We start from the raw sequence: 25,731 nt of genomic DNA, 5'->3' as shown, positions 1-25,731 counted from the left end.
GATTTTCAGACGGCCTTTATTTTGTTTGATGTTAAATATCGATTAGAAAACAAGGCTGTTGGGGCGTAGAGCCTTGTCGTGGGGGCGGTTTAACGGTACTATTCTCGGTTAATCCTGTTTTATTCCTATGAAATTGAAAGTATAAGATGATTAATGATATTCAAAAGACAGCTGAAGGCAAAATGCAGCGTTCTCTGGAAGTATTGAAAGACAATTTGGCTAAAGTGCGTACCGGCCGTGCGCATACCGGCCTGCTTGATCAAGTGGAAGTGGAATACTGGGGCAGCATGGTGCCTGTGAGCCAAGTGGCGAACGTGACGCTTTTGGATGCGCGTACGATTGGTGTGAAACCTTTCGAGAGCAATATGGCTGCAAAAGTTGAGAAAGCGATTCGTGATTCTAACTTGGGCCTGAACCCTGCTTCTGTCGGCGATTTGATCCGTGTCCCTATGCCTATGCTGACTGAGGAACGCCGTAAAGATTTGATCAAAGTAGTACGCGGCGAGGCTGAAGAAGGCCGTGTGTCTATCCGCAATGTGCGCCGTGATGCAAACGACCACATCAAAAAATTGTTGAAAGACAAAGAGATTTCTGAAGATGAAGCACGCCGTGGTGAGGAAGCGGTTCAGAAGTTGACCGACAAATACATTGCTGAGGCAGATAAGCTCTTGGCTGCCAAAGAAGAAGATTTGATGGCGATTTAATCCTGTGTGCAAACCGTTCAGACGGTCTTTGGACGGTTTGCTCCCTGAAAGGCAGACATGAAAAGCAGTACGCAGACGATTTTGGAACACTCTGCCATCCCCCGACATATTGCTGTGATTATGGACGGCAACGGACGTTGGGCAAAGAAGCGTTTTCTTCCCCGTGTGATGGGGCATAAGCGCGGCTTGGATGCGCTGGAGAACATGGTGAAGCATTGTGCTGAACTGGGTGTGCGGTATTTGACCGTGTTTGCTTTTTCGACTGAAAACTGGCGACGCCCCGAGGAAGAGGTTTCTTTTCTGATGGGGCTGTTTTTGCAGGCTTTGCAAAAGCAGGTGCGCCGTTTGCACGATAACAATATGCGCTTGAGGGTCATTGGCAGCCGTGAGCGGTTTAATGCTGAAATCCTGAAGGGGATTGAGGCGGCAGAGGCGTTGACGGCAAACAATACCGGTTTGACTTTGAGCATTGCTGCCGATTATGGCGGCCGCTGGGATATTTTGCAGGCGGCAAATCAGTTGATTGCCGAAGGTGTCACTGAGATTACGGAAGAGGCGTTGTCGCGCTATTTGATGTTGGGCGATGCACCTGAGCCGGATTTGTTTATCCGAACCGGCGGGGAGACGCGCATCAGTAATTTTCTGCTGTGGCAGATGGCGTACGCGGAATTGTATTTTACGGATACGCTGTGGCCTGATTTTAATGAGAAATCACTGAACGAGGCGATTGTTTCTTTCCAAAAACGGGAACGCCGCTTTGGGCGGACTTCCGAACAGCTGCCGGTTGAGCAGCAACGGGGTTGAGAACTATGTTGAAACAACGGATTTTAACGGCGCTGTGGCTTTTGCCGCTGATGCTGGGTATGCTGTTTTATGCACCTATGTGGCTATGGGCAGCGTTTTGCGGCCTGATCGCTATGTTGACTTTGTGGGAATATGCCCGCATGAGCGGCTTAGATAAGCTGAAAATCAATCATTATTTGGCTTCAACGCTGGTGTTTGGTGTGATTGCCTATGCCGGCGGTTGGCAGTTGCCTGATTTGGTTTGGTATGTCGTATTGGCGTTTTGGCTGATTGTCATGCCTTGGTGGCTGAAGGCGAAATGGGAGTTAAACGGCGGATGGCAGGCTTACACGGTCGGTTGGATGTTGGTGATGCCGTTTTGGTTCGCACTGGTTTACCTGCGCCCTCAGCCTGAAGACGCGCTGTCTTTATTGGCGATTATGGGTTTGGTGTGGGTGGCCGATATTGGTGCGTATTTCTGCGGCAAGTCGTTTGGCAAGTGTAAAATTGCGCCGACCATCAGCCCGGGTAAAAGCTGGGAAGGTGCGATCGGCGGTGCATTATGCGTTGTCGTGTACATGACCATCGTATGGAAAGCCGGTTGGCTGGCTTTTGAAGCTGGTTGGTTAAAAACTATTTTGATCGGCTTGATTCTGACCGTTGTCAGCGTGTGCGGCGATTTGCTGGAAAGCTGGCTCAAACGTGCGGCCGGTATCAAAGACAGCAGTAATCTGTTGCCGGGACACGGCGGCGTGTTCGACCGTGTGGACAGTCTGATTGCCGTTATCAGCATTTATGCCGCCTTTGTATATTTGTTTTAAACCGCCTGTCTCACATGGTTGGGGGAGCTGATTATGTTCGAACAAAAACAGATTTCATCTTTATCGATCTTGGGCGTATTGTTGGCATTAGGATTGATGGCTGCAGCGTTTATTTTGGGCGTGCAGTTTAAGAATCTGCGCCAACCGGGGACGATTACCGTAAAAGGTTTGGCGGAGAAAAACTTTCAATCCGACAGCGCAACGTGGAATACGGGCGTAAATGCGCACGGCGAGAGCTACCAGGAAGTTTTGGATTCGCTGACGGCAAGACGCAAGAAGCTGTCTAAATTTTTGGGTGAGCAAGGCTTTACAGCGGCTGAAATGAAAGTGGGCCTGCCCGAAGTGTCGCGCGTTTTCAATGAAACCCGCGATGAACTGGGAAACGTAACCCGCACGCCCAACGGTTACGATGGCGACCTCAATATTGTGGTCAACACCAAAAAACTGGACAAAATCCAAGCCGCCCAGCGCGCCATTTTGAACTTCCGTGCGCAAAACGAATTCATCCGCTTCGACAATCCGCAATATTTGCTGGGCAATTTGGAAACCATCAAACGCGATTTGATTACGCAGGCGACTGAGGATGCGCAGAAACGCGCGGCCGAATTTGCCAAAACCGGTGGCGGCAAAGTGGGCGCCATGCGTTCTGCTTCGCAAGGCTCGTTTAATATCTATTCCGACACCGGCAGCAGCGAGGACGATGAGTACGGCGGTTCTTACGATAAAAGCACCGTCGGCAAACAAGTCCGACTGGTTGTTACCATCGAATACGGCATTGAGTAATTCTTTCAGACGGCCTTTTCAGCTGGGAGGCAAAAGGCCGTCTGAAAATTGGAAACGGCAAAGAAATCTATTTCAAACACAATGAATACCGTTTGCACAGCACATAAAGAACACACCATGACACAACAAGTCCTGACCATATTAGGCAGTACCGGCAGCATAGGCGAAAGTACCTTAGACGTTGTCTCTCGCCATCCCGAGAAATTCCGCGTGTTCGCGCTGGCAGGGCATAGGCAGGTGGATAAGCTGGCGGCGCAATGCAAACAGTTCCGTCCGGAATATGCCGTTGTCGGCGATGCCGGCCATGCGGCCGAGCTGGAAAAGAAACTCAAACAAGAAGGCATCGATACGCAGGTTTTATATGGTTCTCAAGCCCTGATTGACGTGGCTTCGGCTGATGAAGTCAGCGGCGTGATGTGTGCCATTGTCGGCGCGGCCGGTTTGCCGTCGGCTTTGGCCGCCGCTCAAAAAGGCAAAACCATTTATCTGGCAAACAAAGAAACACTAGTGGTTTCCGGCGCATTGTTTATGGAAACCGCCCGTCAAAACGGCGCCACCGTCTTGCCGATTGACAGCGAACACAACGCCATCTTCCAAGTATTGCCAAGGGATTACACAGGCCGTCTGAATGAGCACGGTATCAATTCGATTATCCTGACCGCATCGGGCGGCCCCTTCCTTAACACTGATTTAAGTACATTTGACAGCATTACGCCCGAGCAGGCGGTCAAACATCCGAATTGGAGCATGGGGCGCAAAATTTCCGTCGATTCCGCGTCAATGATGAATAAGGGCTTGGAGTTGATTGAGGCGCATTGGCTGTTTAACTGTCCGCCGGAAAAACTGGAAGTCGTCATTCATCCGCAATCCGTGATACACAGCATGGTGCGTTATCGCGATGGTTCGGTATTGGCGCAGTTGGGTAATCCCGATATGCGTACGCCGATTGCTTATTGCTTGGGCCTGCCTGAACGTATCGATTCCGGCGTGGGCGAACTGGATTTTGGCGCATTGTCCGCATTGACCTTCCAAAAGCCTGACTTTAACCGTTTCTCATGTCTGAAACTTGCCTATCAGGCCATGAATGCAGGCGGCGCCGCGCCTTGCGTGTTGAACGCCGCCAACGAAGTTGCCGTGGCCGCTTTTTTAGATAAACGTATTAAGTTTACCGATATTGCCAAAGTCGTTGCCCACTGCCTTGCCCAAGATTTTTCAGACAGCCATCATGATATCGAAGGCCTGCTGGCGCAAGACGCGCAAACACGCAGGCAGGCAGAAGCCTTTATCGGCAAACAATAAAGCTTTAATGACAGGCCGTCTGAAACGTCAACCGCTTGGCATTTAGGCAGACAAAATGGAACAACTGCCTTTATAATCGGTTTTCAGACGGCCTTATCTGTTGATTATCACATTCCATTCAGGGGATTTTTTTGCAAACCTTTTTAGCCTTTATCGTCGCCATTCTGATTTTGGTCAGCCTGCATGAGTTCGGACACTATATTGTTGCCCGCTGGTGCGGCGTTAAAGTCGTGCGCTTTTCCGTCGGCTTCGGTAAGCCCTTTTTCACCCGAAAACGCGGCGATACCGAGTGGTGTCTTGCCCCGATTCCACTGGGCGGTTACGTTAAAATGGTCGATACGCGCGAAGGCGAGGTGGCAGAGGCAGATTTGCCGTACGCCTTTGACAAGCAGCATCCGGCCAAGCGCATCGCCATTGTCGCCGCCGGCCCTTTGACCAATTTGATTTTGGCCGTTTTGCTTTACGGTTTGAGCTTTTCCTTCGGCGTGACCGAGTTGCGCCCTTATGTCGGCATGGTCGAGCCTGCCAGTATTGCCGCCAAAGCAGGTTTTCAGGCAGGCGATAAGATTGTATCGGTCAATGGAATCTCCGTAAAAGACTGGAGCGATGCGCAAACCGAGATGGTGCTGAACCTTGAAGCCGGTCCTGTAAAAGTCGCCGTTCAGACGGCCTCCAATACCCAAGCCATCCGCATAATTGATGCCGCCGGCACGCCTGAAGCAGGTAAAGTTGCGAAAAACCAAGGCAACATCGGCCTTTTGCCTTTTAGAATTACTAACCGCGTCGGCAAAGTCTTGGCCAATAGTCCGGCCGAAAAAGCAGGTTTGAAGGAAAACGACAAACTGCTGACCGCCGATGGGAAACCCATCGAGAGCTGGCAGGCATGGACGGAACTCTTCCGCGCCAGCCCCGGCAAACGAATCGAGCTGACTTACGAACGCGACGGTAAAATACTGGCGACCGCTATCCGTCTGGACAGCGTCGAGCAGTCGGCAGGCGTGCTGGTGGGTAGAGCAGGGCTTGCCGCCCAGGCGGATAAAGAGTGGGATAAAACCATCCGCTACCGCTATACGCCTTCCGTTGCCCAAGCCTTTGAATTGGGTTGGAACAAAACCGTCAACTATTCGTGGACAACCCTCAAATTTTTCGGAAAACTGGTTACAGGCAATGCCTCTTTGAACCATATTTCCGGCCCCTTGACCATTGCCGATGTCGCCGGACAATCCGCCAAACTCGGATTGCAGAGCTACCTCGAATTTCTGGCCTTGGTCAGCATCAGCTTAGGCGTGTTGAACCTTTTGCCCGTGCCCGTTTTAGACGGCGGACATTTGGTTTTCTACACCGCCGAATGGATACGCGGAAAGCCTTTGAGCGAGCGCATACAGGCAGTCGGCCTGCGCTTCGGACTGGCAGCCATGCTTTTGATGATGGCTGTGGCTTTCTTTAATGACATCAACCGTTTGTTTGGATAATTTATGAAACTGAACCAGATTGCTTCCGCTTTAATGGTATTGAGCCTGTCTCCACTGGCATTGGCTGACTTTATCATTCAGGACATCCGCGTCGAAGGCCTGCAACGCACCGAGCCGAGTACCGTCTTCAACTACCTGCCCGTTAAGGTCGGTGATAATTTCAATGATGCGCGCAGTGAAGAAATCATCAAAAAACTCTACGCAACCGGTTTCTTTGACGACGTACGCGTCGAGACCATGGACAATCAAGTCCTGCTGACCGTGATTGAGCGTCCGACCATCAGCTCGCTCAATATTACTGGTGCGAAAATGCTGCAAAACGATGCCATCAAGAAAAACCTTGAAGCATTTGGTTTGGCGCAATCCCAATACTTTAACCAAGCAACGCTGAACCAAGCCGTTGCCGGTTTGAAAGAAGAGTATTTGAGCCGTGGCAAACAGTCTGTCCAAATCACTCCGACTGTGACCAAACTCGCCCGCAACCGCGTGTCTATCGATATTGCCATCGAAGAGGGCAAATCTACCAAGATTACCGATATTTCATTTGAGGGCAACGAAGTTTATTCCGACCGCCGTCTGATGAAACAAATGTCCCTGAGCGAAGGCGGCATGTGGACTTGGATCACGAAGAGCAACCAGTTCAATGAGCAAAAATTTGCTCAGGACATGGAAAAAATTACCAATTTCTATCAAAACAACGGCTACTTCAACTTCCGCATTTTGGATACCGATATCCAAACCAACGAAGACAAAACCAAGCAGACCATTAAAGTAACCGTCAGCGAAGGCGACCGCTTCCGCTGGGGCAATGTACGCATCGAAGGCGATACGCTGGAAGTGCCGAAAGAAGATTTGGAAAAACTGCTGACCATGAAGTCGGGCAAATGGTACGAGCGCGCGCAAATGTCCAATTCGCTCGAAGCCATCCAAAACCGCATGGGTCAGGCAGGTTACGCATTCAGCGAAATCAATGTCCAACCGATTCCAAATGCCGAAACGCATACCGTTGATTTTGTGTTGACCGTTCAACCGGGCCGCAAAATCTATGTAAACGAAATCAACATTACCGGCAACAACAAAACCCGTGACGAAGTCATCCGCCGCGAGTTGCGCCAAATGGAATCGGCGCCTTACGACTCTGCCAAACTGCAACGTTCTAAAGAGCGCGTTGAGTTGTTGGGCTACTTCGACAACGTTCAATTTGATGCGGTTCCTGTGGCCAATACCCCTGACCAAGTTGACCTGAACATGAGCCTGACCGAACGTTCTACCGGCTCGCTCGACTTGAGCGCAGGTTGGGTTCAGGATACCGGTTTGGTGATGTCTGCCGGCGTGGCTCAAGACAACCTGTTCGGTACGGGTAAATCCGTTGCCCTGCGTGCTTCCCGCAGTAAAACCACAGTAAACGGCTCGTTGTCGTTTACCGACCCATACTTCACACCTGATGGCGTAAGCTTGGGCTACGACCTTTACGGCAAGACTTACGACCCACGTAAAGCTTCTTCCAGCGCGAAACAATATAAAACCACGACTTTCGGCGGCGGTTTGCGTATCGGTATTCCGGTTACCGAATATGACCGTGTGAACTTCGGTTTGGCCGCAGAACGCTTGACCGTGAACACCTACAAAGGCGCGCCTAAACGCTATGCCGACTTTATCAACCAATATGGTAAAGGCGACGGTAGTGGCGTGGGTAACTTCAAAGGCTGGTTGTACAAAGGTACCATCGGCTGGGGCCGCAACAAAACCGACAATGCCTTGTGGCCGACCCGCGGTTACCTGACCGGCGTAAACGGCGAAATCGCTTTGCCGGGCAGCGACCTGCAATACTACACCCTGACCCACAACCAAACTTGGTTCTTCCCGTTGAGCAAAGATTTCACGCTGATGCTGGGTGGTGAAGTCGGTTATGGCAACGGCTACGGCAAAACCAAAACCATGCCGTTCTTTGAAAACTTCTACGGCGGCGGCTTAGGCTCTGTCCGCGGCTTTGAAAGCGGTACGCTGGGCCCGAAAGTTTATGACGAATACGGCGAGAAAATCAGCTACGGCGGTAACAAAAAAGCCAACGTTTCCGCAGAGTTGCTCTTCCCAATGCCGGGCATTAAAGACTCGCGTACCGTCCGTCTGAGCCTGTTTGCCGATGCTGGCAGCGTGTGGGACGGCAAAACCTACAACGACGGCAGCAGCAGCAATTCCAATGGCGTATCCCAAAACGTGTACGGCGTAGGCACAACGCACAAATCGACATTCAAAAACGAATTGCGTTACTCTGCCGGTGCTGCCGTGACCTGGCTCTCTCCGCTGGGTCCGATGAAGTTCAGTTATGCTTACCCGATTAAGAAAAAAGAAGGCGACGAAATCCAACGCTTCCAATTCCAACTCGGTACGACATTCTGATGATGTTTAGGCCGTCTGAAACCCGGTTTGTCCGTTTCAGACGGCCTCATGGCAGATTGGCGGTAAGCTTATTGCAAACCGCCCGTTTGTTTTCAAGCAAGGATTTTTATCATGAGTAAAATAGCCGACACCCTCCGTGTCCTCGCCGTAGCCCTGCCGGGTTTCGTGCTGTTGCCGCAAGCGGCGGCGGATGGCGTGCAGAAAATCGGTTTTATCAATACCGAGCGCGTTTATCAGGAATCCAAGCAGGCGCAAAGCATTCAGATGACTTTGGAAAAAGAGTTCAAAAGCCGTCAAACCGCCTTGCAAAAGCTGCAGCAGGAAGGCGAGGCTTTGGAGCGAAAACTGAGCGGCGACAAGCTCAGCGACAGCCAAAGGGAAGCGGAAACCCAAAAATGGCGCAATCTGGTACAGAAATTCCGCAAGCAGCAGGCTGAGTTGGCTGAAGACTACAACCTACGCCGCAATGAAGAATTCGCCGCGCTCCAGCAAAATGCCAACCGCGTCATTGTCGATTTGGCCAAGCGCGAAGGTTACGACTTCATCTTGCAGGACGTGATTTACGTCAACGGCCGCTACGACATTACCGACAGCGTTATCAAAGCCCTAAACGCTCACTGACCCTGCTCGGCAGCGAATGTAACCATACAGACAAACCTAAGGCCGTCTGAAACCCAAACCGGCATCTTTCAGACGGCCTGACATCTTGACGGCAGATTATCATGACTTCACAAGCATACACCCTGTCCCAAATCGTTTCCCAGCTCGGTGGAGAATGGAAAGGCGAAGACATCGCCATTACCGCCGTCCGTCCGTTGGATCAGGCGCAGACGGAACACATCAGCTTTTTGGCCAACCCGAAATACAAAGCCGAAGTACACGACAGCCAGGCAGGCGCAGTGATTGTGTCGCCGAAAGCCGCAGACGAATTTGCAGGTCGCAACCTGATTGTGGCTGCCGATCCTTATCTTTATTTTGCCAAAGTGGCACGATTGTTCTCGCCGATTGTCAAAGCACAGGGCGGCGTACATCCGACTGCCGTTGTCGAGGCAAGCGCCAAAGTGCCGGCAAGCTGCGAAATTGGCGCGAATGCCTATATCGGCGCGAATGCCGTATTGGGCGAAGGCTGCCGTATTTTAGCCAATGCCGTTGTCCAACACGATTGCACGTTGGGCGATGAAGTCGTGCTGCATCCCAACGCTGTCATCTATTACGGCTGCACTTTGGGCAACCGTGTCGAAATCCACAGCGGCGCCGTCATCGGTGCGGACGGTTTCGGCTTGGCCTTTGCCGGCGATTCATGGTTCAAAATCCCGCAAACCGGCGCCGTCACGCTGGGTGATGATGTGGAAATCGGTTCGAACACCAATATCGACCGCGGCGCAATGAGCGACACGACCGTCAGCAACGGCACCAAAATCGACAACCAAGTCCAAATCGGCCACAACTGCAAAATCGGTTCACATACCGTTATCGCCGCCAAGACCGGCATTTCCGGCAGTGTCACCATCGGCAATTATTGTATTATCGGCGGCGGCGTCGGCACGGTCGGACACATTGAAATCGCCGATAAAACCACCATCGGCGGCGGAACATCCGTTACCCACAGCATTACCGAAAGCGGCCAGCATCTGGCCGGTATTTTCCCGATGTCGGGCTACAAAGACTGGGCACGCAATGCCGTTTATATCCACCGTTTGAGCGAAATGAACAAACGCCTCAAAACGCTGGAAAAACAGCTTGCCGACAGCGACGAAGCCTAAAGGCGGCGCAAACAGTCCGCGCCCCACATCCGAATACGTTTAAACCCAATACAAACAAGGAAAGACGAACATCATGGACGTACAACTCCCGATCGAAGCCAAAGACATTCAAAAACTTATCCCACACCGCTATCCGTTTTTGCAACTCGACCGCATTACCGCGTTCGAACCGATGAAAACCCTGACTGCGATTAAAAACGTCACCATGAACGAGCCGCAGTTCCAAGGCCACTTTCCTGACCTGCCCGTGATGCCCGGCGTGTTGATTATCGAAGCCATGGCGCAAGCGTGCGGCACACTCGCCATCCTCAGCGAAGGCGGCCGCAAAGAAAACGAATTCTTCTTCTTCGCCGGTATCGACGACGCCCGTTTCAAACGCCAAGTCATTCCCGGCGACCAACTGGTTTTTGAAGTCGAGCTGTTGACCAACAAACGCGGTATCGGCAAATTCAATGCCGTTGCCAAAGTCGACGGCCAAGTTGCCGTTGAAGCCGTGATTATGTGCGCCAAACGCGTGGTGTAAGAATGGGACAGGCCGTCTGAAAGTTCAGACGGCATCTTGCAGGCAATACCTGTATCAGACAGCAAGGAGACAGCATGACACTTATCCATCCGACCGCCGTCATCGACCCTAAAGCCGAACTCGACTCCAGCATCAAAGTCGGCCCATACAGCATCATCGGCCCCAATGTGCAAATCGGTGCGAATACCGAAATCGGTCCGCACGTCGTCATCAACGGCCATACGACCATCGGTGAAAACAACCGTATTTTCCAATTTGCCAGCCTCGGCGAAATTCCGCAGGACAAAAAATACCGCGACGAACCTACTAAGCTGATTATCGGCAACGGCAACACCATCCGCGAATTTACGACGTTTAACCTCGGTACGGTTACCGGTATCGGCGAAACCCGTATCGGCGACGACAACTGGATTATGGCCTACTGCCACCTTGCCCATGACTGCGTGGTCGGCAACCATACCATCTTCGCCAACAACGCCTCACTCGCAGGTCATGTTACCATCGGCGACTACGTCGTCTTGGGCGGCTACACGCTGGTGTTCCAATTCTGCCAAATCGGCGACTACGCTATGACCGCGTTTGCCGCCGGCGTACACAAAGACGTACCGCCGTACTTTATGGCTGCTGGCTACCGCGCCGAACCGGCCGGTCTCAACAGCGAAGGTATGCGCCGCAACGGTTTCACAGCCGAACAGATTGCCTCCGTCAAAGATGTGTATAAAACCATTTACCATCGCGGCATTCCGTTTGAAGAGGCCAAGGCAGACATTCTGAAACGCGCCGAAACCCAAAGCGAATTGGCGGTATTTAAAGACTTTTTTGCACAATCCACACGCGGCATTATCCGTTGATTGATGGATTGAAGGCCGTCTGAAACTTTTTCAGACGGCCTTTGGATTGCAAAAATCCGATTAGCGGGGCAGATTTCCTGTCCGTTTGCCGCTGATGCCGTCTGAAAACGGGCAGGCAAATGTCTGCCTCAAAATCTTTTAGCTTCCGAACCTCAACAACATGAACCCCAATCCTTCCCCCCTTATCGCCATCAGCGTTGGCGAAGCTTCCGGCGACTTACTCGGCGCACACTTAATCCGTGCCATTAAGGCGCGTTGCCCGAATGCGCGGTTTACCGGCATCGGCGGCGAGCGCATGAAAGCGGAGGGTTTCGAGAGTTTGTACGATCAGGAAAAGTTGGCGGTGCGCGGTTTTGTTGAGGTCATCAAACGCCTGCCGCAGATTTTGAAAATCCGCAAAGGGCTGGTGAACGATTTAATCCGCCTCAAGCCGGATGTGTTTATCGGCATCGATGCGCCGGACTTTAATCTCGGCGTGGCGGAAAAACTCAAGCAGGCAGGCATTCATACCATTCATTACGTCAGCCCGTCGGTTTGGGCGTGGCGACGCGAACGGGTCAATAAAATCGTGCATCAGGTCAACCGCGTGTTGTGCCTGTTTCCGATGGAGCCGCAGCTATATATCGATGCCGGAGGCAAGGCTGAGTTTGTCGGCCATCCGATGGCGCAAACCATGCCTGTGGAAGCGGATAGGACGGCGGCGCGGCAGAAGCTGGGCGTGCCTGCGGACGTGCCCGTGTTTGCCATATTGCCCGGTAGCCGTGTGAGCGAAATCGATTACATGGCGGCGGTGTTTTTTCAGACGGCCTTATTGCTGCTGAAACGTTATCCGCAGGCACAGTTTTTGCTGCCGGTGGCAACGGCCGCAACGCGCAAACGCATTAGCGAAATTTTGGCGCAGCCTGAGTTTTCAGCCCTTCCCATTACGTTGACCGACAAGCAGTCGGATACAGTTTGCACCGCTGCCGACGTGGTATTGGTTACCAGTGGTACAGCGACTTTGGAAGTAGCCTTGTGTAAACGGCCTATGGTCATCAGCTACAAAATTTCGCCGCTGACTTATGTGTATGTGAAACGCAAAATCAAAGTGCCGCATGTCGGTTTGCCCAATATTCTGTTGGGTAAAGCCGCCGTTCCCGAGCTGCTGCAACACGACGCCGTCCCTGAAAAACTGGCGCAGGCCGTAGCAGACTGGTATGACCGCCCTGAAGCCGTGGCCGCGTTGGAACAGGATTTCCACGCCTTGCATCTGCTGTTGAAAAAAGATACGGCGGCATTGGCGGCGGCGGCAGTATTGGAAGAAGCCGGATTTTCAGACGGCCTGAAAGACAATTAAGGAAAATACATGAATTTATTGGGAGCCTTGGCCAAGGTTGGCAGCCTGACGATGGTGTCGCGCATTTTAGGCTTTGTGCGCGATACGATTATCGCCCGTGCGTTTGGTGCAGGCATGGCGACAGATGCGTTTTTTGTCGCGTTTAAACTGCCCAACCTGCTGCGGCGCGTGTTTGCAGAGGGCGCATTTGCCCAAGCCTTCGTACCGATTTTGGCGGAATACAAAGAAACTCGCTCACCCGAAGCCACGCAGGTGTTTGTGCGTCATGTGGCCGGTATGCTGTCGTTTGTGTTGGTCATCGTTACCGCGCTGGGCATACTTGCCGCGCCATGGGTGATTTATGTTTCCGCGCCCGGTTTTGCCAAAGAAGCCGATAAGTTTCAGCTTTCCATCGACCTGCTGCGGGTAACGTTTCCTTATATCTTTTTGATTTCATTGTCATCTTTTGTCGGCTCGATACTCAACTCCTATCATAAATTCGGTATTCCCGCCTTTACGCCGACATTTTTGAACATTTCCTTTATCGTCTTTTCCCTGTTTTTTGTACCGTATTTCGATCCGCCCGTTATGGCTTTGGCGTGGGCGGTATTTGTCGGCGGCGTGTTGCAGCTGGTGTTCCAACTGCCTTGGTTGGCAAAATTGGGCTTCTTGAAAATGCCCAAACTCAGCTTTAAAGATGCGGCGGTCAACCGTGTACTGAAACAGATGGCACCGGCTATTTTGGGCGTAAGCGTGGCGCAGATTTCATTGGTTATCAACACCATTTTTGCCTCGTTTTTACAGTCCGGCAGCGTGTCGTGGATGTATTACGCCGACCGACTAATGGAATTGCCGACCGGCGTTTTGGGTGTGGCACTCGGTACAATCTTGCTGCCTACCTTGTCCAAACACGCAGCCAGTCAGGATACCGAGCAGTTTTCCGGCCTGCTCGACTGGGGTTTACGCTTGTGTATGCTGCTGACCCTGCCTGCCGCCGTCGGCCTTGCCGTGTTGTCTTTCCCTCTGGTTACGACCTTGTTCATGTACCGTGAATTTACGTTGCACGACGCGCAAATGACCCAATACGCGCTGATTGCCTATTCCTTCGGCTTAATCGGGTTGATTATGATTAAAGTGTTGGCACCCGGCTTCTACGCGCGCCAAAACATCAAAACTCCTGTTAAGGTCGCTATTTTCACGCTGATTTGCACGCAGTTGATGAACCTCGCCTTCATTTCGCCGCTCAAACACGTCGGCCTGTCCCTCGCTATCGGTTTGGGCGCGTGTCTGAATGCAGGTTTGCTGTTTTTCCTTTTGCGCAAACACGGCATCTACCGTCCCGGCAAAGGTTGGGCAGCGTTTTTGGTTAAAATGGTCATCTCTTTGGTCGTCATGGGCGGCGGTTTGTGGCTGGCGCAATATTATCTGCCGTTTGAATGGGTGCACGTCGGCGGCTTTAAAAAAGCAGGCCAACTCTGCGTTCTGATTGCCTTGGGCGGCGGCCTCTACTTCGTTTCCCTTGCCGCGCTCGGCTTCCGTCCGCACCATTTCCGCAGAGTAGAAAAATAAGCAGTAGGGCGTATAGTTTGGCTTAAAGGCTATTCACTAAAAAGGCCGTCTGAAACATTTTCAGACGGCCTTTTCTTGCTTTACGTTTTAACTGTAAAGCTTCGCTCCTTTTTTGACGAACTCAATCGCTTTTTCTTCCATGCCTTGCTGTTGTGTTTTTTGCTTGTCGGCGTAGTCGCGCACTTCCTGCGTGATTTTCATCGAGCAGAATTTGGGGCCGCACATCGAGCAGAAGTGGGCGATTTTCGCGCCTTCGGCGGGCAGGGTTTCGTCGTGGAAGCTCTCGGCGCGTTCGGGGTCGAGGCTGAGGCGGAATTGGTCGCGCCAGCGGAACTCGAAACGCGCCTTGCTTAAGGCGTTGTCGCGCAACTGTGCGCCCGGCCAGCCTTTGGCGAGGTCGGCGGCGTGGGCGGCGAGTTTGTAGGTGATGATACCGGTGCGCACGTCTTCTTTGTCGGGCAGGCCGAGATGCTCTTTCGGGGTAACGTAGCAGAGCATGGCTGTGCCATACCAGCCGATATTGGTCGCACCTATGCCCGAGGTGATGTGGTCGTAGCCGGGGGCGATGTCGGTAACGAGCGGACCGAGTGTGTAGAAAGGCGCTTCAAAGCAGTGTTGCAGCTCTTCGGTCATGTTTTCTTTCACGCGTTGCAGCGGTACATGGCCTGGACCTTCGATCATGACTTGTACGTCGTGTTCCCACGCTTTGGCGGTCAATTCGCCCAAAGTGTGCAGCTCGGCAAATTGGGATTCGTCGTTGGCATCGGCAATGCAGCCGGGACGCAGACCGTCGCCGAGGCTGAACGATACGTCGTAGGCTTTCATGATTTCGCAGATTTCGTCGAAATGCGTGTAAAGGAAGTTTTCCTGATGATGGGCAAGGCACCATTTCGCCATGATGGAGCCGCCGCGCGATACGATGCCGGTCAGGCGGTTGGCGGTCATCGGTACATAACGCAGCAATACGCCTGCGTGCAGGGTGAAATAATCCACGCCTTGTTCTGCCTGCTCGATTAAGGTGTCGCGCACCAAATTCCAAGTCAGGTCTTCGGCGATGCCGCCGGTTTTTTCCAACGCCTGATAAATCGGCACGGTGCCGATGGGGACGGGCGCGTTGCGGATAATCCATTCGCGCGTTTCGTGGATGTGCGCGCCTGTGGATAAATCCATAATCGTGTCCGCGCCCCAACGCAGCGACCACACCATTTTTTCGACTTCTTCGGTCAGGCTGGAGGTAACGGCGGAGTTGCCCAAGTTGCCGTTGATTTTGACGCGGAAGTTGCGGCCGATAATCATCGGTTCGAGTTCGGGATGGTTGATGTTGGCAGGGATAATCGCGCGTCCGGCGGCGATTTCTTGGCGCACAAATTCAGGCGTGATTTGGTCGGGATGGGTCGGGATATTCGCGCCGAAACTTTGCCCTGCGTGTTGTTTCAAGAGCTTGGCGTATTCAGGCCGTCTGAAAAGTTCGTCCAGTTTCATGCGTTCGCGTATGGCGACAAACTCCATTTCCGGCGTGATGATGCCTTGGCGGGCGTAGTGAAGCTGGGTTACATTGCGGCCTGCTTTGGCGCGGCGCGGACGGGTGATTTGGTTGAAGCGCAGATGGGCAGTTTTCGGATCGTGTGCGCGTTCGGTGCCGTATTCGCTGGAAAGCTTAGGCAGGATTTCGGTATCGCCGCGTTCATCCAGCCATGTGGTGCGGACGTGCGGCAGCCCTTGTTTTAGATCGATGTGCGCCGCCGGATCGCCGTATGCGCCGCTGGTGTCGTACACCGGAATTGGCGGATTGGCTTCCGTACCTTGCGCTGTGTAGGTATCATCCTGACGGATTTCGCGCAAAGGCACGCGGATGTCGGCGCGGCTGCCCGGGATATAGACACGGTCGGAATTGGGATATTGGAAGCGGATGCCGATGTCTTCGCTCAAGTCGGAAAGACGGCGCGCCTCATCGCCGGTTTTTTTAGTGGTAGTCATAAAAAAATTGCTCCTGTTTCTCGGTTATGAAAGGAAACAGGAGCATTGCTTTTTTCAGACGGCCTTGTGGATATTTTCAATCAACCGTTTAAAATCACATTTGCCGAAACTCCCCACGCAGGTATTATCCTGTTCGGGTGTAAAGGGTATTTCTCAGCCGCTTGGTTTGAAAGCAGCACCCCTGTTTCTTTATTAACGAAAATTAAACCATGCGGACGGTTTTTTGTAAAGCGGCGTTTTTCGCATTTTCTGTCAAAAACGCTTGACAGCGATTCCGTCTTTCCGTATAGTTACAACTTCTGACGCGGGATGGAGCAGCATGGTAGCTCGTCGGGCTCATAACCCGAAGGTCGTAGGTTCGAATCCTGCTCCCGCAACCAAATATAAAAATCCCCTGCAATCGCAGGGGATTTTGCTTTATGCGGTATTTATTGTTGCTCCGGATCGGTATCGTTGCGCAGGTATTCTTTCAGGCGTTGCAATTCTTTTTTGTCCAACCATTTATTGCGCGAACGTTGCAACAGAATCACCAATGCGGCGATTTCGTTACGCATATTGGTACTGAGCCAGAGGAAGCCTTGCCAGTCGTAATGCAGGCGGGCGGCCGGTTTGCTCAGTTCGGTATTGAGCGAAGTATCGATGCGGATACGGCGGGCGTAGTGGCCTTTGATGAGGCGGACGGTCAGGCGCAGCTCGCGTTGGAGTTGGTTGAAATGGCGGTCGAGCAGGCGGATTTCGCTTTCGTTGAGCGTGGGCGCGCGCAGTTTGGCGGCGGTGGTCAGGAGCAGCTCGGTGGTGGTGACGATTTTGCGGTGGGCATGCTGCATGGCTTCCATCATATTGTTGCTGATGTGGCTTTCGCCGGATGTTGCGGCCAGATGGCTGCGGCTTTTGACCATGCGGGCGTTGATTTTGCGCATTTTAATCATGTTTTGCTCCAAACGCTCGCGCGTCATGCGCTTGCCATTGCTGATTTCGGCAATCATTTTGGCGCAGTCGGTGAGGTTGTCGGCAAGCATGAAGCGCCACATCAGGGTGGAGCGCAGGGGCAGGAGTTTGGCGGCGGCAATGGCGATGGCGGCACCGATTAAGACGTTCATGGCGCGCATCAGGCCGCTGTCGAGCCAGTGGTGGCTGCTATCGCCGATGAGCATGCACATGGTCAAACCGGCAAGCATGGCGACATAGCCGTTTTTGCCGACCGCAGACCAACCGGCCACTGCGCTGGCGGCTCCGATAATCAGATAGAAGAAAACGCCGTCTTGGAAATAATGCTGGTTCAACCATAAAACGGCCAAACCGACGCCCAAACCGATGGCCGTGCCGAGCATGCGTTCGACTGCTTTGGAGTAAATCGCGCCTTGGAATTGCAGCATGCCGAGGACGACAAAGACGGTCATGCCGATCCACTCGCCGTGTTGCAGGTGGAAGACTTTGGCCAACAGGGTGGAAAACACGATTGCCAAGCCGAGGCGGAAGGCGTGGATATGGCGGCGATAGCGGTAGCGTTCGTAGGCGTTGAGCCAGCGTTCGGAAAAATGGAGGCGTTCGGATTGGGCAGGCATGTTGTAAGACGTATGGGTATGTGGGGATGTAAATTATAACTGATTGGTAAAGCAGATGAAATTTGAACTGTTCCCCAATGGTTTGAACTATTGCAGAATTTCTCTATCGCAAGCGGATATAATAGCGGCTTTGAATCAGACAGGCGGTGAAGAAATGGCGACGGTTTTAAGCGCAGGCGTGGACGAAGCAGGGCGCGGCCCTTTGGTCGGCAGCGTATTTGCGGCGGCGGTGATTTTGCCGGAACATTTTGATTTGCCGGGTTTGACCGACTCAAAAAAACTGAGCGAAAAAAAGCGCGATATGTTGGCGCAGATGATTAAGGAACAGGCGGTTGCGTGGAGCATTGCTTTTGCCGACCCCGACGAAATCCTGCAACTGAACATCCTGCACGCAACCATGGCCGCGATGAAGCGCGCAGTCGAGGGGCTATCGGTCGCTCCCGATAAAGTATGGATAGACGGCAACCGCGTGCCGAAAGATTTGAATGTCCCTGCCGAAGCCGTGGTCAAAGGCGACAGCAAAATTATTGAAATCTCTGCTGCTTCGGTTTTGGCCAAAACTGCGCGTGATGCAGAAATGTATGAATTGGCGAAACGCTATCCGCAATACGGGTTTGACCGCCACAAAGGCTACGGCACGGCGCAACATTTGGCCGCGTTGAAACAATACGGCGTATTGCCGGAACACCGCCGCGATTTCGCACCGGTCAAAACCTTATTGGCACAAGGCAATCTGTTTGAAGAATGAAAGCATATCAAAAGGCCGTCTGAAAGATTTCAGACGGCCTTATTTTTGGACAAGTATTATTTCAACGCAGCCAAACACTCTTTAATCAACTCAGGGCCGCGATAAATCAAACCGCTGTACACTTGAACCGCACTGGCACCCAAGCGGATTTTTTCTGCCGCGTCCGCGCCGTTCATGATGCCGCCGACGCCGATAATCGGCAGCTTGCCGTCAATGCGTTCCGCCAAAAGTTTCAACACCTGATTGCTTTTCTCGCGCACGGGCAAACCGCTCAAGCCGCCTTGTTCGCCTGCGAGCGGATGGCTGCCCAAGCTTGATTTGTCGATGGTCGTGTTGGTGGCGATGATGCCGTCCATTTCCACGGATTTAACCACATGGGCGATGTCGTCAATTTGCGCTTCGTCCAAATCAGGCGCGATTTTGACCGCCAGCGGTACATATTTGCCATGCGCGGCCGCCAGTTGCGCCTGTTTGTTTTTCAAGGCTTCCAACAATGCGCTCAACTCGTCGCCGCCTTGCAAGGCGCGCAGGTTTTTCGTATTGGGGGAGGAAATGTTGACCGTGATGTAGCTCGCGTGGGCGTAGGCTTTTTCCAAGCAAATCAGATAATCGTCGGCCGCGTTTTCAATCGGCGTAACGGCATTTTTACCGATGTTGATGCCCAAAATGCCTTTAAAGCGGCTGTTTTCAATGTTGCGGATCATCGCGTCAATGCCGTGGTTGTTGAAACCCATGCGGTTGATGATGCCTTGGTGTTCGGGAACGCGGAAAAGGCGCGGCTGCGGATTGCCCGGCTGCGGCTTGGGCGTGACCGTGCCGATTTCGATAAAGCCGAAACCCAAAGCGGCAAACGCATCGATACACTCGCCGTTTTTGTCCAAACCTGCCGCCAAACCGACCGGATTGGGCAGCTGCAAGCCCATCAGCTCGGTTGGTCGGGTGTGGCTGTCCACTTTGGGCAGCAGGCCGAGTTTTTCGATAGAACGCAAACTGTTGAGCGTGAAATGATGGGCCTTTTCTGCATCGAAGCGAAACAGGATGGGACGGACGAGTGAATACATGGCGGCGGCTTTCTGAACGGTTGATGAATTTGGCGTTATTTTACCTGAAACCGTCAAACTGCCCCAAACGTCTGTATCGATATGATTTTATTGTTTGGCGTCAAATGAAAATAAATAGGGTTTTTGCGTGTAATCGGATAGTTCATTAAAATGGTAAAAGAGAGGCTTTTCAGACGGCCTGATGGATGTATAGTCAATTAAAATCAAAATAGGACAGTAGTGCATCGTCAAATCGGGCGTAATCAGACAATACGGTTCGCAGATACCGCTTAATATTCGCCCACACCTTCTCAATCGGGTTGAGCTCAGGTGAATCAGGTGCAAGAGGCAATACCTTATGTCCCAATTTTTCCGCCATTTCCCGTAAGACACTCATACGGTGAAATCGTGCATTATCTAAAATAATCACCGATTTTTGAGTCAATGCGGGCAGTAGGCATTGCTGAAACCACGCTTCAAAAAAGACTCCGGTCATCGTATTTTGACAAACCATCGGAGCAATCAGCCGGTTGCCGACTTGTGCGGATACCAGAGATAAGCGTCGGTATCTTTTTCCACTTATCTGCGCTTTCACTATTTGCCCTTTCAGGCTGCGGGCATAGGGACGGAACAGGTAGCGGTCAAATCCTGTTTCATCCAAATAAACACGTTGGTAGTCGGAAAATCCGGCCGGCTGTGTCAAATAATGCGTTACTGTGGCCGGGTCTTGTTCTTTGTAAGTGGCGGTCTTTTTTTGCGCGTCATCCCCATCTGTTTGAGTGCATAGCAAACGGCGGCTGGCGTACAATCAAAATGTTTGGCGATTTCATGCAGATAGGGCATCCTGGTGTTGCCCAATATATTGGGCCGGTTTTTGCCTATCCAATTTGACGGCGTTTAGACCGGTAACTTGATGTTTTAGGCTGCCTGTTTGTTTTTTAAGGCGAATCCACAGGGAAAGCGTGTTTCTTGACAAGTTAAACGTTACTGCGGTTTGGCTGATGTTTTTGCATTGTTCGTAATAGTTTAAGGCTTTGTTTCTTAAGTCCGCAGAGTATGCCATGGTTAGACCTTCAAAGTTAAGTATTGTACTATTTTGTTTTTAATTGACTATATTTGATAATCCAGTATAGCGCTTAGATAATTGAGGAAGGCATATAAATGAGCCGGATAAATATTGTTAATATTTATCCGGCTCATATAAAAGGACTACGGTAAGATATATTACTTGAAGATTACCAAGAATATTTTATGCCGATTGAGCCTTTGTATCCTTGATGTTTCGTTCCACTTAAAGATTGTTCATACCGTGCATCTGCATAAATATGGGTATTGGAACTGGTTGCAAATTGTGCTCCCAAACCAACTTCACCCCAAGTTTTTGCTAATTTTTCAGTAACATTATCCTCGCCAATGTTACTGGCCGAAGTATTTCTGAAGTTATGCCACACATTAGTGGTGAAATACAAGGTTCGAACTTTTTCATGATCGGTTAAATTATTATAAGCAAAGCGTACACCAATGCGGCTGCGTAAATTATGTTGCTTATCTTGATGCACAGAGCGCATATCATCAGTGAAGCTGTTTAAGCCGAGGTATTGATAGATTAATTGTGCTTGCGGCTCAATAATCCAACTGTCGCCATTATTCGTTTTCTCTTTACTCAATACAAACGGACGACCTACCTCACCCGATAAAGCCACACCCAAACCATGGTTTTTTGCTTTCGAATCTAGGGAGTTATATTTATTTTGCATCCAAGAAAGTTGGCCTACAAAGTCTATATAGCTACCATCTTCAGAATACCGTGTGTGAGTCACACCGACATGGAGGTTTTCGGTTTTAGCTTTACCTGTATATTTGTCATCAAGGACGACACCATTCTCGGCACGATATTCATCATAAAATTTCGAATTAGCATGTGTGTAACCAACATAACCACCAGTTAAACGTTTGCCGCCATTTTCGCTAGAAGAAATATCAAAGTCGTGGCCAAACTGGAAGCCTGCAAGGTTAGCGCTAAGATTCAAACGCTTTTTACCATCCAAAGCAATGTGTTTGCCAATAATACGTCCCCAAATTTGGTTGTTCGCTTGAGATTTTTCCCAAGAAAGGGCCTGATTTTCACCACGGCGTTGGTGCAATGTACCAACCGTTTCGTAGCCAACTTCTAAGTTCAAGTTTGGAATAAGCGTATAAGCAGGAACAGAAGCTGTGTAAATGGCATCCTTATTCGTGGAAACTACCGTCCAAAAATATTCGGTTGTATTTCCTACTTTTTTGGAAGCCAATTGCAGTTCACCCGCACCTGTAGTTTTGGCAATACCGGTAAAGTTCTTTAAATTACTTTCCCCTTGTACTCGAACTACTGCCGTACTGTTTTTGGCTAAATCAGCCGCAATAGAGCCGATAGTGCCATCAATCATATTTTCTGTGCCGTCCGCTTTCAAACTGACAACTTTTGTTGTCCCTTCGGCATTACCGGTGATTTCCAATAAGTCAGATTTACCGTTATTGGCATCATTACTATCCCAATGAGTATTCACTTTAAGAACACCGTTATTCGCTGTGTAGTTGCCTTCCACAGTGAGTTTGTCTTCGTAAGAGCCATTGGCAAGGGTGATTTCACCGTTGTTACTGGTTAATGTGCCTTCAGTACCATCTTGTTTAACCAGTTTAACTTTATAGTCTGTTTTAGTTGAACCGTTCGGAATATTTTTAGACGCATCTAATACCCCCTTATCCAAGGTTAAGGCATTGATGGTAGAGCGTTGTTCATCACCTTTTTGTTTCAATTCCCAAACAGCTTGGTTGTTCACATGCACATCTAATTTAGAATGCACATTGCCTTTAGATTGTTGTTGCATCAAACCAATGGCTTTTGCTTGATCAGACAAGGTAAATGTCAAATCAGCCCCTTTGGTTACTGCCACTTTAGTTTCGGCAAGCCAGCCATTTTCTGCGGCTTTGGCTTCACTGTCTTTGCCTTTCAACGCGAATTTTGCATTTTCAGCAACGAATTCACCATTATTAAACCAACTTGCGACTTTATTTCCTGCGAAGGTTACTGCAAAACTACTTTCTTTTCTCGCATCAGCAACAATCAATGAAGCATCATCAGATGTTGTGGTGATTTTTGTATTGTTTAAACGAACTTCTTGATCTTTATTAGGCTCATTTCTGGATACATTGTCGCTAATAAAAAAGGCACTTACTTTAGTTGCGTAATCCTGAGTATCGAAAACAACAGCTGAATTGCCGGATTTGATTTCACCGCTGCTGGTATCTGAATCGGCAATTAAGCGGGATTTGGTGCCAAATAAGCGCACGGTTGCGGAATCTTTTGTTTCTTCTGTATTCAGCACCATTCTGCCGGTGGAATTGACAACAGCACCTTTATAGTCAGCCGGTTTTTCAGTGTTTGGTAGTTCCGGTTTACCAATTTTTAATGCGGCAGAAAATTTTCCATTCGCTTTCACTGTGATGTCAGAATCTTTTAAGTTCGCTTCCGCACCGTCTCCACTGACGTAAAGCCCGACTAAATAATCCCCGATTTTATCGGTGGTTTTATCTTCCACATTAATGGTCAGTTTTTTCTCAGAATTGAAAACCGGTTTGGCACCATCCTTACGGTAAACTTTCACCCCGGATAATTGGTGACCAAATGGTGCAGTTGCGCCACCAAAGTTTTTTGTACTTTTCACTGTGTTTTCTGTGTTTTTAACAGTGATATTAGCATCATCATGCAAAGTTAAGCTGGCGGTATCAGAAGCGTTACCACCGGCATAATCATATCCTACCGCAATACCGTAAGCCGCATTTGAATCTGATGCTAATCCTGAATTTCCTTCGCTGGCTAACGTAACATTAATGTTAGTTTTACCTTTGATTTCTACCTGATTATTCGCACGAACAATAAGCCCTTTTGGACGAGCAAATTGTTCTCCGCTATTAGGTGCTAGTGTAGCTTTGTAATCTCCATCAATGTTTTGATTTGGTTCTTTCCAAAATTCTCCTGAACCCTCTGTTCCCACAGTAGGTGAAGTGTCGTCCGCTGCAGCAACGGCCAATGCAGGAATAGAAAAACAAGAAGCTATCAGAGTATGCAGCAAGGTTTCCCTAAATATTTCTTTTTTATAAGTCAACATATAAATTTTCCTTTTATTTATGATTTTAAAATCACGATAAGACCCCATTCAAAAATGGAAGCTGCCTTAGTCCTTAGTATAGCATAATATATTGTTTTTCCATATAACTCTTCTGCTATCACATAGGCCGAGACCTTTGCAAAAAAGCCTTTCCCCCAACAGCCGAAACCTAAACACAGGTTTTCGGCTGTTTCCCTCCCCAAATCACTCCTAATTCTACCCAAATACCCCCTTAATCCTCCCCGGATACCCCATAATCAGGCATCCGGGCCGCCTTTTAGGCGGCAACAGGCGCACTTAGCCTGTTAGCTGCTTTCAATAGGTTCAAACACATCGCCTTCAGATGGCTTTGCGCACTCACTTTGAGCAGACCAAAATAGGCTGCCCGCGCATAGCGGAATTTACGGTGCAGCGTCCCAAAGCTTTGTTCGACCACATAACGGGTCTTCGACAAATATCGGTTGCGTTTGGTTTGCACTTCCGTCAGCGGACGGTTGCGGTGGGCTTTGCGCATAATGCCGTCCAGCAACTGATGATCTTCTAGATGTTGCCGGTTTTCCGCACTGTCATAGCCTTTATCGGCATAGACGGTCGTACCTTTGGGCAAGCCTTCCAATAAAGGCGACAGGTGGTTGCACTCATGGGTATTGGCGGGAGTGATGTGCAGTTTCTCGATATAGCCTTCCCCATCGGTGCGGGTATGTTGTTTGTAACCGAGTCTGTATAAGCCGTTTTTCTTTGTCCAACGGGCATCTTTGTCTTTGCTCGGTGTGGTTTGGCCGCTGACTTGTCCTTCTTCATCGACTTCTATGGCCTGACGCTGTTTGCTGCCGGCGGTCTGAATAATGGTGGCGTCAATGACGGCGGCGGATGCTTTCTCTATTTTTAGGTTTTTTTCGGTCAGTTGGCGGTTGATCAGTTCCAACAGTTCGGACAGGGTGTCGTCTTGCGCCGCCGGTTGCGGTAGCGGCATAAGGTGCTGTAATCGGGGATGCTCAGTTCGTCGAAACGTCAAAACAGGTTGAAGTCGATGCGGGTAATGAGGCTGTGTTCGAGTTCGGGATCGGAGAGGCTGTGCCATTCACTTGATCCAACTTCAATAGTGGGAGTGGTCGATGTGTTTGGCAATCATGGCTTGGGCGGTTTGCCGGAAGAAGGTGCTCATGAGAAATCCCCTAAATGTCTTGGTGGGAATTTAGGGGATTGGGGGGATTTTGCAAAGGTGTCAGGCCGTCTGAAACCCAAAAAATTGGGGTTTCAGACGGCCTTTTTAGTAGAAATTTGTTTGGAATAATTTTAGGAAGTTTGGGTATAATTATTGTGGGGCTGGTAGCAAAAAAGCCCCATTGCAGTGGGGCTTTGTGCTGAAACCTTCCTAGAAAGGAGAGTTTCAATCATGAAACATACCACTCGCACGGGTCGTTCATGGCTGAGACTGCGAACAGTCGTTAAGATTATCTTAACCCTGTTCCTGCTTTTAGTCAATTAAACGGCTGAAAACAAAAAACTGTTTTTCAGTTTCCGCCTGTTTGTCATGAACAGGCGGTTTTTTATTGTTTAACGCTGATTCAAATGTAGGAAAACGTTGCGTTGTTTACACCACAGGTTGAGAATGAAGCCTGCAAGACCTCAAACGGCGTATCGCCGTTCAAACTGCGGTGCGGCTTCACAGTGTTATAGAAATTAACAAAGCGGCACAACTCCTTTCGCCGGTGTTCCGGACTGTCAAACAACTGTTTCCCATGCCACATCTCCATCAGGGTGCGGATAACCCGTTCCGCCTTACCGTTGGTCTGCGGACGGGCAACCCGGGTAAACTTTTGACCAATCCCGTTCTCATAACAGGCTACACCGAAAGCATGGTTGGCCGAGCCTTTATATTCCGTACCGTTGTCGGAGTAAACGCACTCAATCAGGTATGGACAGGGATCAATCAGGTGTCCAGTCAGAAACTTGGCGGCACTGTCTGC

19 protein-coding genes, 1 tRNA gene, 2 pseudogenes and 1 riboswitch are annotated in these 25,731 nt (G+C 50.5%); of the genes and pseudogenes, 15 read left to right on the top strand and 7 right to left on the bottom strand.

Features of this window, described 5'->3' with window-relative positions:
• Nucleotides 1-146: 146 nt before the first annotated feature.
• The 13 genes from frr to murJ all read left to right on the top strand — a co-directional run bounded on the left by frr (nt 147) and on the right by murJ (nt 14,283).
• Nucleotides 147-704, top strand: a complete 558-nt coding sequence (gene frr / locus O3660_RS10980; RefSeq protein WP_003686718.1) for a ribosome recycling factor — start codon at nt 147-149, stop codon at nt 702-704.
• 57 nt (nt 705-761) lie between these two features.
• Nucleotides 762-1,508 carry an isoprenyl transferase gene (locus tag O3660_RS10975; RefSeq protein WP_049350892.1) on the top strand — a complete coding sequence of 249 codons (747 nt, stop codon included), beginning with the start codon at nt 762-764 and terminating at the stop codon, nt 1,506-1,508.
• Between the two features lie 5 nt (nt 1,509-1,513).
• Nucleotides 1,514-2,308 (top strand): phosphatidate cytidylyltransferase, encoded by a 795-nt coding sequence (locus tag O3660_RS10970; protein ID WP_049350891.1) that lies wholly within the window; start codon nt 1,514-1,516, stop codon nt 2,306-2,308.
• Nucleotides 2,309-2,341: 33 nt separating this feature from the next.
• Nucleotides 2,342-3,091 (top strand): SIMPL domain-containing protein, encoded by a 750-nt coding sequence (locus O3660_RS10965; RefSeq protein ID WP_049350890.1) that lies wholly within the window; start codon nt 2,342-2,344, stop codon nt 3,089-3,091.
• Between the two features lie 117 nt (nt 3,092-3,208).
• Complete coding sequence (gene ispC, locus O3660_RS10960) at nt 3,209-4,390, top strand: 1-deoxy-D-xylulose-5-phosphate reductoisomerase (RefSeq protein ID WP_049350893.1); 1,182 nt, start codon at nt 3,209-3,211, stop codon at nt 4,388-4,390.
• A 131-nt stretch (nt 4,391-4,521) separates the two neighbouring features.
• The gene (rseP, locus tag O3660_RS10955; protein ID WP_371464971.1) at nt 4,522-5,862 is read left to right on the top strand and encodes an RIP metalloprotease RseP; all 1,341 of its coding nucleotides are present in this window, start codon (nt 4,522-4,524) and stop codon (nt 5,860-5,862) included.
• 3 nt (nt 5,863-5,865) lie between these two features.
• Nucleotides 5,866-8,262, top strand: a complete 2,397-nt coding sequence (gene bamA, locus O3660_RS10950) for an outer membrane protein assembly factor BamA (RefSeq protein WP_049350888.1) — start codon at nt 5,866-5,868, stop codon at nt 8,260-8,262.
• Nucleotides 8,263-8,373: 111 nt separating this feature from the next.
• A complete protein-coding gene (locus O3660_RS10945) occupies nt 8,374-8,883 on the top strand; it encodes an OmpH family outer membrane protein (protein ID WP_003686729.1) in 510 nt (169 codons plus the stop codon).
• A gap of 101 nt (nt 8,884-8,984) precedes the next feature.
• On the top strand, nt 8,985-10,025 hold the full coding sequence (gene lpxD / locus O3660_RS10940) for a UDP-3-O-(3-hydroxymyristoyl)glucosamine N-acyltransferase (RefSeq protein WP_049350887.1): 1,041 nt from the start codon (nt 8,985-8,987) through the stop codon (nt 10,023-10,025).
• Nucleotides 10,026-10,098: 73 nt separating this feature from the next.
• Complete coding sequence (gene fabZ, locus O3660_RS10935) at nt 10,099-10,548, top strand: 3-hydroxyacyl-ACP dehydratase FabZ (protein ID WP_003681704.1); 450 nt, start codon at nt 10,099-10,101, stop codon at nt 10,546-10,548.
• Between the two features lie 74 nt (nt 10,549-10,622).
• A complete protein-coding gene (gene lpxA, locus O3660_RS10930) occupies nt 10,623-11,399 on the top strand; it encodes an acyl-ACP--UDP-N-acetylglucosamine O-acyltransferase (RefSeq protein ID WP_049350886.1) in 777 nt (258 codons plus the stop codon).
• Nucleotides 11,400-11,559: 160 nt separating this feature from the next.
• Nucleotides 11,560-12,735, top strand: a complete 1,176-nt coding sequence (gene lpxB / locus O3660_RS10925) for a lipid-A-disaccharide synthase (RefSeq protein ID WP_371464970.1) — start codon at nt 11,560-11,562, stop codon at nt 12,733-12,735.
• Nucleotides 12,736-12,744: 9 nt separating this feature from the next.
• A complete protein-coding gene (murJ, locus tag O3660_RS10920) occupies nt 12,745-14,283 on the top strand; it encodes a murein biosynthesis integral membrane protein MurJ (RefSeq protein WP_049350884.1) in 1,539 nt (512 codons plus the stop codon).
• Nucleotides 14,284-14,370: 87 nt separating this feature from the next.
• Here the strand turns inward: murJ and thiC are convergent, their stop codons facing one another.
• Nucleotides 14,371-16,260 (bottom strand): phosphomethylpyrimidine synthase ThiC, encoded by a 1,890-nt coding sequence (gene thiC, locus O3660_RS10915; RefSeq protein ID WP_049358181.1) that lies wholly within the window; start codon nt 16,258-16,260, stop codon nt 14,371-14,373.
• 93 nt (nt 16,261-16,353) lie between these two features.
• A riboswitch (TPP riboswitch) is annotated at nt 16,354-16,453 on the bottom strand.
• Between the two features lie 110 nt (nt 16,454-16,563).
• Here thiC and O3660_RS10910 point away from each other — a divergent pair.
• Nucleotides 16,564-16,640 (top strand) — tRNA-Met (locus O3660_RS10910).
• A 48-nt stretch (nt 16,641-16,688) separates the two neighbouring features.
• Here O3660_RS10910 and O3660_RS10905 read toward each other — a convergent pair.
• Nucleotides 16,689-17,825: an FUSC family protein gene (locus O3660_RS10905; RefSeq protein ID WP_049350692.1), complete on the bottom strand. Its 1,137-nt coding sequence runs from the start codon at nt 17,823-17,825 to the stop codon at nt 16,689-16,691.
• A 154-nt stretch (nt 17,826-17,979) separates the two neighbouring features.
• Here O3660_RS10905 and rnhB point away from each other — a divergent pair, with 154 nt between their 5' ends.
• Complete coding sequence (rnhB, locus tag O3660_RS10900; RefSeq protein WP_049350693.1) at nt 17,980-18,573, top strand: ribonuclease HII; 594 nt, start codon at nt 17,980-17,982, stop codon at nt 18,571-18,573.
• A 56-nt stretch (nt 18,574-18,629) separates the two neighbouring features.
• Here the strand turns inward: rnhB and O3660_RS10895 are convergent, their stop codons facing one another.
• The 5 genes and pseudogenes from O3660_RS10895 to O3660_RS10875 all read right to left on the bottom strand — a co-directional run.
• The gene (locus tag O3660_RS10895) at nt 18,630-19,634 is read right to left on the bottom strand and encodes a quinone-dependent dihydroorotate dehydrogenase (RefSeq protein ID WP_049350694.1); all 1,005 of its coding nucleotides are present in this window, start codon (nt 19,632-19,634) and stop codon (nt 18,630-18,632) included.
• 211 nt (nt 19,635-19,845) lie between these two features.
• Nucleotides 19,846-20,676: pseudogene (locus O3660_RS10890) on the bottom strand (IS630 family transposase); the annotation flags it as partial.
• A 172-nt stretch (nt 20,677-20,848) separates the two neighbouring features.
• The gene (locus O3660_RS10885) at nt 20,849-23,761 is read right to left on the bottom strand and encodes an autotransporter outer membrane beta-barrel domain-containing protein (protein WP_371464969.1); all 2,913 of its coding nucleotides are present in this window, start codon (nt 23,759-23,761) and stop codon (nt 20,849-20,851) included.
• Between the two features lie 277 nt (nt 23,762-24,038).
• Nucleotides 24,039-24,926: pseudogene (locus tag O3660_RS10880) on the bottom strand (IS5 family transposase).
• A gap of 403 nt (nt 24,927-25,329) precedes the next feature.
• Nucleotides 25,330-25,731: integrase core domain-containing protein (locus tag O3660_RS10875; RefSeq protein ID WP_371464968.1), on the bottom strand; the 402-nt coding region annotated here is incomplete at its 5' end.

This window comes from Neisseria sp. 27098_8_139 (genome assembly GCF_041433195.1).
GTDB classification, from domain to species: Bacteria; Pseudomonadota; Gammaproteobacteria; order Burkholderiales; family Neisseriaceae; genus Neisseria; species Neisseria subflava.
Note: the sequence above shows the minus strand (reverse complement) of the source record. Positions and strands in the feature narration are given on the sequence as shown.